The 14393-nt window shown below is 51.4% G+C and carries 12 protein-coding genes; 7 read left to right on the plus strand and 5 right to left on the minus strand.

Annotation, left to right across the window (positions count from 1 at the left end; translation table 11 throughout):
• Positions 1-28: 28 nt before the first annotated feature.
• Positions 29-1048, minus strand: a complete 1020-nt coding sequence (locus tag O9H32_RS00280; RefSeq protein WP_269863710.1) for an AraC family transcriptional regulator — start codon at positions 1046-1048, stop codon at positions 29-31.
• Positions 1049-1163: 115 nt separating this feature from the next.
• On the opposite strand from O9H32_RS00280, the gene O9H32_RS00285 reads away from it, so the two are divergent.
• The 4 genes from O9H32_RS00285 (at position 1164) to O9H32_RS00300 (ending at position 4458) form a co-directional block, all read left to right on the plus strand.
• Positions 1164-1745 carry an NAD(P)H-dependent oxidoreductase gene (locus O9H32_RS00285; RefSeq protein ID WP_269863711.1) on the plus strand — a complete coding sequence of 194 codons (582 nt, stop codon included), beginning with the start codon at positions 1164-1166 and terminating at the stop codon, positions 1743-1745.
• Positions 1746-1929: 184 nt separating this feature from the next.
• On the plus strand, positions 1930-3360 hold the full coding sequence (gene pdxR, locus O9H32_RS00290; protein ID WP_269863712.1) for a MocR-like pyridoxine biosynthesis transcription factor PdxR: 1431 nt from the start codon (positions 1930-1932) through the stop codon (positions 3358-3360).
• Between the two features lie 88 nt (positions 3361-3448).
• Complete coding sequence (locus tag O9H32_RS00295; protein ID WP_269863713.1) at positions 3449-4006, plus strand: CBO0543 family protein; 558 nt, start codon at positions 3449-3451, stop codon at positions 4004-4006.
• A gap of 233 nt (positions 4007-4239) precedes the next feature.
• Complete coding sequence (locus O9H32_RS00300) at positions 4240-4458, plus strand: hypothetical protein (RefSeq protein ID WP_269863714.1); 219 nt, start codon at positions 4240-4242, stop codon at positions 4456-4458.
• Between the two features lie 318 nt (positions 4459-4776).
• Here the strand turns inward: O9H32_RS00300 and O9H32_RS00305 are convergent, their stop codons facing one another.
• Complete coding sequence (locus O9H32_RS00305) at positions 4777-5757, minus strand: aldo/keto reductase (RefSeq protein WP_269863715.1); 981 nt, start codon at positions 5755-5757, stop codon at positions 4777-4779.
• 325 nt (positions 5758-6082) lie between these two features.
• On the opposite strand from O9H32_RS00305, the gene O9H32_RS00310 reads away from it, so the two are divergent.
• Positions 6083-9790 (plus strand): family 14 glycosylhydrolase, encoded by a 3708-nt coding sequence (locus O9H32_RS00310; protein ID WP_406627233.1) that lies wholly within the window; start codon positions 6083-6085, stop codon positions 9788-9790.
• Between the two features lie 79 nt (positions 9791-9869).
• On the opposite strand, the gene O9H32_RS00315 is transcribed toward O9H32_RS00310, so the two are convergent.
• The 3 genes from O9H32_RS00315 to O9H32_RS00325 form a co-directional block, all read right to left on the minus strand.
• Positions 9870-10244: a hypothetical protein gene (locus O9H32_RS00315; RefSeq protein ID WP_269863717.1), complete on the minus strand. Its 375-nt coding sequence runs from the start codon at positions 10242-10244 to the stop codon at positions 9870-9872.
• Positions 10245-10362: 118 nt separating this feature from the next.
• Positions 10363-11124 (minus strand): SDR family NAD(P)-dependent oxidoreductase, encoded by a 762-nt coding sequence (locus tag O9H32_RS00320; RefSeq protein WP_269863718.1) that lies wholly within the window; start codon positions 11122-11124, stop codon positions 10363-10365.
• A gap of 79 nt (positions 11125-11203) precedes the next feature.
• On the minus strand, positions 11204-11980 hold the full coding sequence (locus tag O9H32_RS00325) for a DUF817 domain-containing protein (protein ID WP_269863719.1): 777 nt from the start codon (positions 11978-11980) through the stop codon (positions 11204-11206).
• Positions 11981-12266: 286 nt separating this feature from the next.
• Here O9H32_RS00325 and O9H32_RS00330 point away from each other — a divergent pair, with 286 nt between their 5' ends.
• On the plus strand, positions 12267-13103 hold the full coding sequence (locus tag O9H32_RS00330) for an alpha/beta fold hydrolase (protein WP_269863720.1): 837 nt from the start codon (positions 12267-12269) through the stop codon (positions 13101-13103).
• 312 nt (positions 13104-13415) lie between these two features.
• A complete protein-coding gene (gene pelA / locus O9H32_RS00335) occupies positions 13416-14381 on the plus strand; it encodes a pectate lyase (protein WP_269863721.1) in 966 nt (321 codons plus the stop codon).
• The last annotated feature ends 12 nt before the right edge of the window (positions 14382-14393 follow it).

Raw genomic sequence — 14393 nt, forward strand, 5'->3', positions numbered from 1 at the left:
TCCAGGACTGACGCTGTTTGTTATAAGCCTAGCCGTAGAGCACGCCTTGGTCTGCCCGGTACTGTCCCGGCGTGACTCCCGTCCATTTTTTGAACGCGCTCTGAAACGCGCTGGGCTCCGAAAAATGCAGCAAATACGCAATATCGCCGACAGAATGCTCCGAACGCCTTAAGTAGCTTAACGCGAGCTCCCTGCGGACCGCAGCAGAGATTTCATTATAGGAAGTGCTCTCTTCCTTGAGCTTGCTCTGCAGCGATCTCGTACTCATCCGGAGAGCGTCAGCCGTCTGCCCCAGCGTAGGGAACCGGGCAGGCATGCATTTCATCATCCATTGATAGACCTCATCGGAGAAGACCTTCCCCCGGGTCAGCCGTTTCCTCGCTTCATCCGCCATCGGTTCGAATAGACCCAGCAGCCGGGCATCCGAATAGAGAATGGGGTAATGCATGACGTCCTTGCTCATCCGCAGATCGTTGCCTTCCCAGCCGAAGACCGGCAGGGTTCCCAATATGGACAGATAGGGAGCGGCATCGGCCGGGGCGGCGTGCGAGAAGCGGACTTCATGCAGAGGAATGCGCCGGTGGGACAGCTTGCCGATCAAATGATAGACCGAGCTCGCCATATCCTCCATGCAGTGACGGGAGATCCGCCCGTTCGCGTTCTCGAAGGTCAAGCGCAGCAGGACATCTTCCCCCTGCTCCTCCCAATCCAGATTGAAACCGCTGCACAGAATGACATTGTACCGCCGGAAGGCAGCAAGCGCCTCGGCCACCGTTCCGGAATGCATCATGACATACCCGAGGATCCCCATATCCACGATATCCGTCATCTGCCCCTGGACCAGACCGAAGTGGTCGTCCTGCGTGTAATCCGCCGCCGCCTTCATAAGCCTCTCCAATTCTTCCCCGGGAATACGGGCCTCCACATCCTGCAGCAGGCGGGAATCAAAAGAAGCATAGCGCCAAAATGCTTCCGGGTCCAGTCCCTTGTGGACAAGGGTCTTCATGACCGGGTATACCATGGAAATAGCGATTCCCTGGCTCGTCACGCTCCATCCCTCCTTTTGCGCGAATCAACAACTTTTATGCGCGGCAGATCATTGGTCTGCAGCCGCTGTAGCCCTATGATGAGTATAACGCAGCCACTCAAGGGGGAGAACCGCAGTGAAAACAAAAATACTCGTCATTACAGGACATTCCGATCCGCAGAGCTTCTGCTCCGCTTTGTCACACGCTTATATAGAGGGAGCAGCCAGCCGCGCCGCCGAGATCCGGGAGATCGACCTGAGCCGCATCGAATTTGATCCGGTGCTGCAGTATGGATACCGCAAGCGAACGGAGCTGGAAGAAGATCTGTTGGAGGCTCAGGAGCTCATCCGCTGGGCCGATCACCTGGTCTTCGTTTATCCCACTTGGTGGGGGGCGATGCCGGCCATCCTCAAAGGGTTTATCGACCGCATCTTCTTGCCCGGCTTCGCCTTCCGGTACCGGGCCAATTCCTCCCTGTGGGATAAACTGCTCAAGGGCAAATCCGCGCACCTGATTGTCACGATGGACACTCCCTCCTGGTACAACCGGTGGATCTACGGACGTGCGGGGCACAACGTAATGAAACGCAATATCCTCCAGTTCTGCGGCATAACACCGGTGCGTATCACCGAGATCACCCCGATCAAGACTTCTACTGCCGAGCAGCGCGCCAGTTATCTGGAGAAGGCGAAGCGGCTCGGCGCCAAGCTGGCTTAAGGTAACAGCCAGGTGAGAATCCAAAACGGAGCCGCCCCATACGGACGGCTTCGTTCTTTGGTGCTATCCCCTTCCATCAAGGTGCCCTGCGTCTGTTATAATCAAAATCAGCAGCACTTGGGTAATATAAAATCTAATGGCAAGAAAATGCTGGATGATGATCAATGATAGATGGGGATGCTCTATGTGGAAACCGGATCGGAGTCTTAAAAAACCGTTATACCAACAAATCGCAGAACATATCGAGCGCAGTATTTATCTGGGGGAATACCCTTCCGGCAGCTTCCTGCCCTCGGAGCGTAAGCTCGCCGACCGGATGGAAGTCAACCGGAGTACGGTTGTACAAGCCTATGAAGAACTGCGCTCCACAGGCATCGTCGAGAGCACGGTAGGCAGCGGAACCATGGTGAGCAGGCACATCTGGGGCATTCGCCCAAGCCTGTCTCCGAATTGGAGGCATTATATCCAAGGAGGCACCTTTGCTCCGAACCTTCCTTTTATCCGGCGGATCCGTGAGGTATTGCAGGACCGCCCGTCCCTGATCAATTTCGCAAGCGGCGAGCTCTCGGCCGACTTGTTCCCGGGCCACAGCATGATGCGGCTGATGAGGGATGTCCCATTCGAAGCACACCTCGGCTACGATAACCCGCAGGGGTACTATCCGCTCCGGGAAACCTTGGTCCGGTTCATGCAGGAGGAATTCGGCATCCATACAACGGAGCCGTCGATCCTGATTACTTCCGGTTCCCAGCAATCCTTATTCCTGATTCTTCAATGCTTGCTGGCCCCCGGTGACGCGGTCGCCGTAGAGGACCCTTCTTACTGCTACTCGCTGTCGATGTTTCAGTCGGCAGGACTCCGGACTTTTCCGCTGCCGGTTCACGAGGACGGCATTGACCCGAAGGATGTGGAAACCCTCTTCCGGGAGCACCGCATCAAGATGGTATTCCTGAACCCGAATTATCAGAACCCGACAGGGACGATTCTGCATCCCGACAAAAGACGGCCGCTGTTGAACATGGCTGCGGAACTTGGAATCCCCATTGTAGAGGATGATCCCTTCAGTCTGACGGATTTTGCCGGACAACCTCCCCCCACGTTAAAATCGATGGATGAGCACGGAACCGTTCTCTATATCGGCTCCCTCTCCAAGATCGCAGCTTCGGGACTCCGCATCGGGTGGCTGATCGCTCCGAAGACCGTAGTCCAGCGGCTGGCGGATGCCCGTCAGCAGATCGATTTTGGCCTTAGCATCGTCCCTCAATGGATAGCCAATGAATTCATGCGCTCCGGTATGCTGGGAGAGCATCTCGGCTTCTTAAGGCAGGCACTCGCCCGCAAGCAAGAAATCCTGATCTCCAATCTAGAAAGGGAGCTGCCGGGGGACCTGAGCTTTACTGCCGCCGGGGGCGGTCTGACGCTGTGGTGTCAATTGACCCGCCCGGTCGATGACGCCAAGCTGCTCGAGGAATCCATCAAAAGAGGGGTCGTCTATACCCCTGGAGCCGTGTATGGATCCGATCCCGGGTCTATTCGTCTAAGCTTTGCCCGCCCGTCTATGGAGGACATCGCCGCCGGCGTATCGGGTATTGCGCATGCGCTGCGTTCGCTTTAAGCGTCCCCCAGAGCCGATGGCCCTGGTAATGATGAATGAATCTGCCAATACCTACAGATCATATCATTATCTGGAGGAGGCATTCATTATGGATAAAGATCAAAAGATACAGCTCATCGATGAGAACCTTATCAATATTGAATTCTATATCGATCAAAAGGTAAAATTCTGGATGGAGCATGTCCTCTTCTCCGGATTATGGTGGTTTGGGTTTATTCTATCCATTGTTCCATGGGTGATTTGGTTCTTCTTCAGGAAAAAGGAGAGTACGGACCGTCTGTTATATATTGGTGTGTTGGTCATGGTGATTTCGCTTGTGTTTGATATTCTTGGAGATCAATTTGCCCTATGGCATTACCGGTTTAATGTGGTTCCCATCCTTCCAACCTACTTCCCTTGGGACTTAACACTTATGCCGGTGACCGTTATGTTACTTCTGCAAGTGAAACCCAAGGGGAGTCCCTACCTCAAAGCCCTTTTGTTTGCGCTGGTCACTGCCTATGCTGCCGAACCCTTCATCCATTGGCTAAAAATCTATGACCCCAAAAACTGGAGGTTCTCTTATTCGGTCCCTATTCAATTTGGCATCTATATGTTCGCTCACTATTTATCCAGAAGGAACAAGTTTGTGGAGCTGGCGAAGTAGCTCCTGGTATGGCACCTGGTCTTCCTCTCTGATGACATCGATCAGGAGGGGGCGGCTGAACCCCCAGGGTATCGCGCATGCGCTGCGTTCGCTTCAAGTGTGAACATCCCTTGAACTTGGATGGCCAAATCCGCGCGAGAATGGATGGTTACTTTGGAGCGGAGCCCTGTTATAGTTCGGAAGTAAGATGTTTGAGGCAAGCCATGCAGCGGAATAAAAAAGGGGGCTCTACCGTGGAACTGTATGTCTACTATATCTTGTTTGCAACCATTATGTTGTTTGCCGTCGTGGCCACGCTGCTTGTCGGCAGGTCGAAGAAGAATGTGGAAGGCAATCCCCAATATGATATGCGTACCAAAGGAAACTGGTCCCGTCTTACTTGGATCTATATTGTCGTCATACTTCTGGCTTATATCGCATTGATTGTTTATATTGTCCAATCCCATAACTAAAGAGTAAATCCGGAATGACCGAGGATGTGTTATAAGTGTATTCTCCCTTTGGAACCTGGTTCATGCTGATTGCGGTGCATGTCCTGATGGGCTTGATGTTCTTGGCCGGATGGATTTTCTATAAGAAAAATAAAGATTTGTTCTGAGGCTCACGAAAGCCGATGCCCCTGTGTTGTATAGAAGCAGCCTCCCCCTGCCTAACCTGTTCGCGTGCATGTTACAGAAGGACCGTCTCTCACCGTGACGGTCCTTCTGTGCTCAGTTATCCCGCGAACCTTGCATCAGGCGGCTAATTTTCAAACCGTTCTGACGAGGGGATTACTGTGCTCCCACTACTTTATGAGGAACATACAGCTCTTCGAGCGACGCTATTTCTTCTGGTGTTAGCCTGATCGCAAGCGCACCTGCCGCCTCTTCGAGCTGGGTTATTTTCGTAGCGCCGATAATCGGAGATGTCACCGGTTCTTTCTGCAGCAGCCAGGCGAGAGCGATTTGAACGCGGGGAACGCCCCGTGTATGTGCAATCGCGGTAACGCGGTCTGCAATCCCCCGGTCCACACCTGCCGTTGCATCATACTTCGATTTCTGGGCTTGGTCGGTTTCGGAACGATGCGTCGTTACGGACCAGTCGCGTGCCAATCTGCCTGAGGCGAGCGGGGAGTAAGGAATAACACCGATTTGTTCTTGCTTGCAAAGCGGCATCATCTCCCTCTCCTCTTCACGGTAAATGAGGTTAAGATGATTCTGCATCGATACGAACCGGGTCCATCCGTGCTTCTCCGCTGTATGCAATGCCTTCAAAAACTGCCAGGCATACATGGCAGAGGCACCGATGTATCTTGCCTTCCCCGCCTTAACCACGTCATGCAAGGCTTCCATTGTCTCTTCAATGGGCGTAGCGTAATCCCAGCGGTGAATCTGATACAGATCCACATAGTCCGTTCCTAGTCGCTGCAAGCTTTTATCCACTTCGCTCATAATGGCCTTTCGCGAAAGCCCCGCTCCATTGGGCCCCGGGTGCATTCGGAAATACACTTTGGTTGCAATGACAATTTCATCCCGGTTGGCATAATCCTTCAATGCCCGGCCTACAATTTCTTCGCTGGCTCCAACCGAATAAACATTCGCCGTATCAAAAAAATTGATCCCTAGCTCCAGCGCTTTCTTGATGATCGGACGGCTATTCTCTTCATCCAGTACCCATGGATGTGTCCACCGCTCGGCCGCACCGAAGCTCATACATCCAAGGCAGAGCCGAGAAACATCCAATCCCGTATTTCCCAGTTTCACGTATTCCAATGATTTCGCCTGCTTTCCAAGTGATATGTTTCCTGTCTATGCAATTCACTCAGCTGACTTAGTACCTGCAGATATCTGTTATTATCACACTTGGAGTTCACTCCAAGTCAAGAGATAATCTAGATGCGTTTCCCCATCATGTCAATAAATGCCCCCTCTTTGTACAATATTGTCTATTTCCAAATATGACCATACACCTTAGAGTAGTACTTGTAAACGTTTCCTAATGCTTCGATAACCTTGTAAATTCGTTTCCGCCCCAACAAGATTAGCATGATTAGCACTTTTCGGAAACCGGTTTCAAAAAACTAAGGAGGATGATGTTTTGTATTCCGGTACACTTGTTTGGAGGAAGAGTTGTCTGTATTTGTTGAGCTTTTTCATATTGATTTCGACTTTTTGGGGGTCTTTTGCAAGTACGGCCAAAGCCGAGGTAGCTAACGATTTCCAGGCTTCCGTCATGGCGCCGCTGACCAAAATCACGGATTGGAACGCATTTAAAAATCAGTTGAAGACCTTGAAAGACAATGGCGTCTATGCGCTTACGACCGATGTATGGTGGGGCGATGTAGAAGCAGCGGGCGACAATCAATTCGATTGGAGCTATTACAAAACGTATGCTGACGCGGTTAGTCAGTCCGGCTTAAAATGGGTTCCGATTCTTTCCACCCACAAATGCGGAGGAAACCCCGGCGATGATTGCAACATTCCGATTCCTTCCTGGCTGTGGAGTAAAGCCGGCACGGATGTCTTGCAGTACAAGAGCGAAACCGGTTTTGTGAATAACGAAGCCCTCTCTCCATTCTGGAGCGGCGTTGGACAGCAGTACAATGAACTGTACGCCTCCTTTGCAGCCAATTTTGCCAGCTACAAAGGCTTGATTCCCAAAATCTATCTGAGCGGCGGACCGTCGGGAGAACTCCGGTATCCTTCTTACTACATGCCGGCAGGCTGGTCCTATCCAGCAAGAGGCAAATTCCAAGTCTATACAGAAACTGCTAAAGCTGCATTCAGATCAGCTATGATGACCAAATACGGGTCCATCAACGGCGTCAATCAAGCTTGGGGTCTGCAGCTCACGAGCGACAGCCAAATCAACCCGCCAAGCGACGGAGATTCCTTCTATTCGACAAGCGGTTACAATTCGACTTACGGCAAAGACTTCCTCTCTTGGTACCAAAGTGTACTCGAAAATCATCTTGGCGTCATTGCTGCGGCAGCCCATACGAACTTCGATTCCGTATTCGGCGTTCGAATCGGCGCGAAGATCTCAGGCATTCACTGGCAGATGAACAATCCGGCAGCGCCTCACAGCGCAGAACATGCTGCTGGCTACTATGACTACAACCGGCTCGTTCAAAAGTTTAAAGAGACCGATCTGGATTTAACCTTTACTGCACTGGAAATGCATGACAGCGGGACATCCCCGCAATATTCTCAACCTTCCACCCTAGTGGATACGATCTCCTCTACCGCCAATTCCAAAGGCGTTCGCTTGAACGGCGAAAACGCTTTGCCTACGGGCGACTTCCAGAAAATCGAGCAGCAAATTACGAAATGGAACTACAATGGCTTCACCCTTCTGCGCCTTGGCAATCTCGTGAATAGCGATGGTTCGGCCAGCGGCAATATGTCCGGCTTCAAGCAGTTCGTCATCAGCCACGCAAAGAAGCCAGTCGACGACATTACACCGCCAAGCGTTCCAACGAATCTCGCCGCTTCCGGCGTAACAGGTTCGAGCGCCACGCTGAACTGGACCGCTTCGACCGATGCTGTCGGAGTAACCGGCTACGAAATTTGGCGCGATGGCGCCAAAATCGCTACTTCCGCTACGAACAGCTACACCAATACGGGATTGACTGCGGATAGCACTTACAGCTACGCTGTCAAAGCCTATGATGCGGCAGGCAATATTTCGGGTGCAAGCGCCGCAATTAGTGTGAAGACAGGCACAACCACGAGCAACAACGTTACGATTTACTACAAGAGAGGTTACGCGACTCCGTTCATTCACTATCGTCCTGCGGGCGGCACGTGGACTACGCCTCCAGGCGCAGCTATGCCTCAAGCGGAAGCTTCTGCTCCGGGCTACAACAAATTTACGGTGAATATCGGCTCGGCTGCCCAACTGGAAGCTGTGTTCAACAACGGCAGCGGCACTTGGGACAACAACAATTCGAAGAACTATCTCTTCAGCGCAGGAACATGGAACTACACGCCTGGCGCTAACGGAGCACCTGGCACGATCAAGCAAGGCCCTCCGGCCGGTATCGACATCACGCCGCCAAGCGTTCCAACGAATCTCGCCGCTTCCGGCGTAACGGCTTCGAGCGCTACACTGAACTGGACCGCTTCGACCGATGCTGTCGGAGTAACCGGCTACGAGATTTGGCGCGATGGCGCCAAAATCGCCACTTCCGCTGCGAACAGCTACACCAATGCGGGATTGACTGCGGATACAACCTACAGCTACACGGTCAAGGCCTATGATGCGGCAGGCAACATCTCCGCTGCAAGCGCTGCAATTAGCGTGAAGACAGGCACAGCAGCAGGCAATACCGTTACGGTGTACTACAAAAGAGGCTACGCGACTCCGTACATTCACTATCGCCCTGCGGGCGGCACGTGGACTACGCCTCCAGGCGCAGCTATGCCTCAAGCGGAAGCTTCTGCTTCCGGCTACAACAAATTTACGGTGAATATCGGCTCGGCAACCCAATTGGAGGCTGTGTTCAACAACGGCAGCGGCACTTGGGACAACAACAATTCGAAGAACTATCTCTTCAGCGCAGGGACTTGGGATTACACGCCTGGCGCTAACGGAGCCCCTGGCACGATTACACCAAGAACCACGGCCGGAGACGACCTTACACCGCCAACCGCTCCAACGAATGTTGCTGCTGCCGGGACAACAGATACGACCGTTTCACTAAGCTGGTCAGCTTCTACGGATAACGTCAAAGTTACCGGGTACGATGTGTACCGCAACGGCAATAAAGTCGGCACTACTACAACGGGATCGTTCACCGATAGCGGCTTAACACCTGAGACATCCTACACGTACACCGTCAAAGCGTTCGATGCGGCCAAAAATGTGTCTGACGCCAGCGCGCCAGCAACCGCAGCAACAACAAAAAAACCAGTGGATAACGGAAGCAGCAAAGCATATTCCACGAATCCAACCTTTGGCAAAAGGACAGCTTCTCCCATCACGATTGATGGAACCAACACGGGCGAGTGGACCGATGCGAACTTGATCGCTGTCGATGCAGCCAATGATGACCCTAGGACGCTGGGTTCCAACTGGACGCTTCACGAGACGCCAATGGATCTCTCTCATTTGTGGGCTTCTTGGGATAATGACAATTTATACTTAGCATGGCAGTACGTTGATGTTACGGATGTCGTCGATCCGGCTAATGCAGGCTCGGCAGGCGGAACGCCCATCCGCTCCATGGATATGCCGCAGACGATTGCCATCGATACCACTCCAGGTGCGGGTGCTGTGCTTGACATGTGGAAAAAGAATGGGAACAAGCCGATGTGGGGCGGAACGGAACTGCCTGATTATCAAATCAATATCGCATCCAATATGTTCCACACGGGCTACATTTCCAAAGCAGTAAACGGGGTATTTCCTGTAGACGATGCTGGCGTGAACTACAAAACAGGCGCTGCCGCAGGCATCGTTGTGAAATTCAAAGCAGGCAATGCCGCCGCTTCGTTATGGGGCGCTAAAGACGTGGATGATGTGAATACGTCAAGTAAGCTTGTCGACTTCTTGACTCTGGGCCATAGCGCAGCAAGAGATACGTTCTATGAAGCGAAGATCCCTCTGAGTGCGATCGGCAATCCGAATCTTGAACTAGCCGGCATCGGCGTTAAGCTTCACCAAGGCGAGTTCTCGCCTGTCGATTCGATCCCTAATGATCCGGCAACGTCCGATACGCCGGGCATTAGCGAGTCAAACTCGCCGAAAGAATGGGGAGATACCGATTTATTAACAACGGGCTTCGCCCGCATTGGAAAGTAATTCATCCTATCCATCCCCCCAAAAAACCTCCAAAGCCTAATGGCCTTGGAGGTTTTTTACGGATCAAACTTTTGAGTTATTATTGCCGAATGACAAGAATGTCTTGAGGGGGTCTGCCGGTGCTTTGAATGTGGGAGATTTCTAAGTTGGTAAGATTGCGTCCTACCACAATGAACGAAGAGGTGACATTGTTGAAATTAAAATTGCCCAAGTTCGCCACGCTTTGGCTGCCGCGGAACACACGGAAGGAACCCTGAAAATTGATTCGCGAAAACAATACAAGCGTTACTTCGGAACTCTGGGCAACATTTCTTAGCCGGAAGCTCGAAAGAACGTTGTTAAATCGAAACGCGCCAAGATCACGGACAGCAACTCCTCCGCGTCTGAAGAGGATTCGACGAACGGTAAAGTTTTTGCCGGACCATAGAGCAAGACGTACATCACGGTTTGCCAACTATATCACTCCTTTTTTTGAAGATGATATAGCTTATTCCAAATTGCAAGATTGGTATAAGACAAGTACCTCAGGCAAAACGTTTGTTTATTAGAATGGGAGACTTCACTTTGCCGCTCTAAATGGCCGGCATGACGTTGCCCCCGGTTACCGGGATATAGGCGCCGGTTATAAAGCTTGCCAGATCGGAGGCCAGGAATGCGACCGTATTGGCAATCTCTTGATCGGTGCCCCTCCGCTTTAACGGCACGCTTTGCACATAAGGATTGTTGGCATCCATCCCGCCCGTACGGTCACGGTCGCTGATGGTCCACCCGGGCGCGACCTGATTGACCGTAATCTGATGTTCTCCCACTTCCTTAGCCAATACACGATAGACGCCGTCCATCCCCCGCTTCCCGGCAGTATAGGCCGATTGGTTCGCAAAATTCTGCATCGCGCATTCCGTATTTATGCCGATCACCCTGCCCGCTTTGCGTTCCATCATCGCCGGGACGAAGGCTTTGGCCAAATAAACGCTTTGCAGCACACAGGATTCAAACTGGCTTACATAGTCCGCTATAGGCTGCTCAAGTATGCTTGTCCATTGATATTGGATAACCGCATTGGCGACAACGATATCTACATGTCCGAGCTCCGCGGATACCTTATCTTTCATTGCATTCACATGTTCTTCGTTCGTTACATTCGCCTGTACCATCATCGCCTGGCTTCCAAGCCCGTTCAGTTCTTGCAGCAGTTCTCTCGCTTTCGCTTCGTTACTATGATAATGAAGCACGATGTTAGCGCCACAGCTTGCGAGCGTACGTGCCATAACCCGTCCCAGATCACCGGTCGATCCTGTGATCAATGCGGTTTTATTCGAGAGATCGATTTGCATGCGAGGGTCACCCTTCTGAAAATAAGAGATTTGTTATTTCATTTATTATAGGTTATGCTACCAAAAAAACAAAGATGGACTATGAATCTTTCGTGCTCCGGCCCGCCTTCACATGTTTCAGCTGGGCAACAATAATGACGCTGATGATGACCAGAAGGAACCACGAACTGATCTTGCTGAAGCCCACCAGCTGCCAGGCTTGCTGCTGGTTAGGATATTTCCAAGCATTAAAGAACGTAGCTATATTTTCGGCCAGCCAGATAAAAAAACCTACAATGAAAAAAGCAAGCGTCAAGGGCATGCGATAAGTCATGTTCCGCACCCTATATATAATCCAGGTTCTCCAAAAGACAATCACCACGAGGGCCGTCAGCCACCAACGAAAATCCGGAATCACATGATGCGTGAAAAAGTTCAGATAGATGGCTCCCCCCAGCAATCCCGCAGAAGCAAGCCCCGGCCAGCCGGTCATGTCCATCTTCAGCCTGCGCCATACCTGGCACATAAAGCTCGCTACGCTTGCATACATAAACCCGCTATAAAGAGGCACACCGAGCAGCTTCGTAAAGCCGGGCTCCGGGTACGACCATGAGCCCATTCTTACTTTATAGACTTCCAGGGCCAACCCAATCAGATGAAATACGCAGATCACTTTCATCTCGTCGCGTGTCTCTAATCCGCTGCTGTACATAAGGTACTGCACCGCAAGCAGTATAACAAGAATGGCATCATAACGATGGATGAAGGGCACTTCTATTACGCTGGAAAGAGCTAGCGTTCCAAAGATCGCAACAGGAAAGATGCAGCTCATCGCCTGATGATAGCCAAAATGCAGCAGTTGTATTATTGGTTTCAATGATGTATCTCCTCGTCATGCCCCGGGCGGCTTTATAATTCCCATCCCTCTCCCATAGGGCTGTGAATAGTTTATCTGGGTGACGGCCTGTCTTCAATGATAGGAAGCTGATGTTCTACTCACTATTCTACAGCCAGTCCCCGCCTTGTAGAACACCAAGCATCCCCTGGATGGATACTAGTATAGAATATCTTAATACAAAATATAGAAAATTAGGTATTGATATGATTTGGTTCTCATAGTTACAATGGGTCTAATCCATTACAATTTGAGAGGGGAATTTGATATGGCTTATGTCACTGTGGCAGAAGAGAAGGCCGCACCGGTAGAAATTTATTATGAGGATCATGGAACAGGGAAGCCGGTCGTGCTGATCCATGGCTGGCCGCTGAGCGGACGCTCGTGGGAGGCTCAAGTTCCAGCCCTGACCCAAGCCGGTTATCGGGTCATCACCTATGACCGCCGCGGCTTCGGCAAGTCCTCCCAGCCATGGGACGGATATAACTATGATACCTTCGCGGCCGATCTGCATAAGCTGATCGAGCATCTGGACCTTCGCGATGTGACCTTGGTCGGTTTCTCCATGGGCGGAGGCGAAGTGGCGCGATACGTAGGCACCTATGGCAGCGAGCGGGTGAGCAAAGCCGTGTTCGCCGCATCGGTTGTCCCTTATTTCTATAAGTCGGACGAGCATCCGGAAGGCGGGCTCGATGAAGCGACCCTTCAATCGTTCCAAGCGGGTGTAAAAGCAGATCGCATCGCATTCCTCGAATCGTTCACCACAAACTTTTTTGCCGCCGGCGGCCGCACGGACTTAGTGAGCGAACCGTTCCGTCTCTACAACCTCGATATCGCTTCTTTTGCTTCGCCAAAAGGAACATTAGACTGCATCGACGCCTTTGGACGTACCGACTTCCGAGATGACGTAGCGAAGTTCAAGATCCCGACGCTGATTATTCACGGAGATTCCGATGCCATCGTACCGGTTGAGGTCAGCGGCCAAAGAGCGCATAACCTGATCCCAGGCAGCCAGCTTATTGTCATCAAGGGCGGTCCGCACGGGCTGAATGCGACACATCCGGAAGAGTTCAATGCAGCACTGATTGGTTTTCTGAAAGGTTGATCCCCTGTAAAGAAGAGAAGACCGTGCCCTAGAAACCCTGGTGTACGGTCTTTTCATATTACGTGATTTCCCGATAAGCAAAAGAATCAAAGTCCCAAACTTTGCTTCAGCATTGCTTTCCTCCCTAGCAAAGGCAGGGACTTTGTTTTAAACATTTGACAAAAAAGGGGGTATAAGTAAAATAAAGGTGAAATTAAATGAAACCGATTACATTTCGACTAGAATGCAGCTTCCCTTTGCCATCATGATCAAGGAGGTGGTGGGTTCAACCGCGGCTTATCTATTATTGACCAACAAAGGAGCGTGTTTGTTATGATCCCATTCAAAAAACGATATGCATCCATCGTGTTAGCTGCCACTTTTGCGTTCTCGTCCGCTGGCTTGGTAGTGCTGCCGACGTCTACCGTATTCGCTGCTGATGCGTCCGGTGCTACAGCCACGATCTCCGATATTATAAAAAACCAGCAGGCAGACGGCGGCTGGAGAAAAGACTATAAGGTCACCAGCGGGGACTGGGCCAAGTCAACGATCGACAACAAGGCCACTTATACCGAGATCAGAAGATTGGCAGCCGAATACCAAAAGACCAAAGACAGCAAATATTCAGCAGCTGCGGTCAAAGGAATCCAATTCTTATTGAATATGCAGTATGCTAACGGCGGATGGCCGCAGATCTATCAAAGCACAGGGTATCATCAGCATATTACCTACAATGACGATGCCATGATTAACGTCATGATTCTGCTGGATGAAGTCGCGGGTAAGAAAGGTAATTTTTCTTTTATTAGCAGCTCATTAGCCGATAAAAGCAAGAATGCCGTCGCCAAAGGGGTACAGTGCCTACTAAAAACACAGGTTGTGGTTAACGGGAAGCTGACAGCATGGGGACAACAACACGACTCCGCCACTCTGAAGCCTGCTGGTGCAAGAGCGTACGAAGTTCCTTCTCTTTGCGCTAAAGAAAGTGTGGGCATTATCCAATCCCTGAAGACCCGGCCTTCAACCCCGCAGATCGCCGCCTCGGTTCAAGCTGCGGTAGATTGGCTTGGCGCCGTTAAGATGAAGGGGATTAAAGTAGTGAAGACAAGCGATGATGTGGTCGTTGTCAGCGATCCGAACGCTGCTCCGATCTGGGCCCGCTTCTATGAGATGGGAACGAATAAGCCGATCTTCGTAGGGCGGGACGGGGTAGTCAAGTACCAACTTCGCGAGATTGAGCAGGAACGAAGAACCGGGTACTCCTGGTATGGCACCTGGCCTTCCTCCCTCGTAAAATAATCCATTCACGTT

Source organism: Paenibacillus caseinilyticus, assembly GCF_027533645.1.
Lineage (GTDB): Bacteria > Bacillota > Bacilli > Paenibacillales > NBRC-103111 > Paenibacillus_G > Paenibacillus_G caseinilyticus.

Coding starts and splice junctions, on each gene's coding strand:
- pdxR (WP_269863712.1), top strand. CDS start 1,930: ATGTGGAAACCGGATCGGAGTCTTAAAAAACCGTTATACCAACAAATC.
- O9H32_RS00295 (WP_269863713.1), top strand. CDS start 3,449: ATGGATAAAGATCAAAAGATACAGCTCATCGATGAGAACCTTATCAAT.
- O9H32_RS00320 (WP_269863718.1), bottom strand. CDS start 11,124: ATGCAAATCGATCTCTCGAATAAAACCGCATTGATCACAGGATCGACC.
- O9H32_RS00330 (WP_269863720.1), top strand. CDS start 12,267: ATGGCTTATGTCACTGTGGCAGAAGAGAAGGCCGCACCGGTAGAAATT.
- pelA (WP_269863721.1), top strand. CDS start 13,416: ATGATCCCATTCAAAAAACGATATGCATCCATCGTGTTAGCTGCCACT.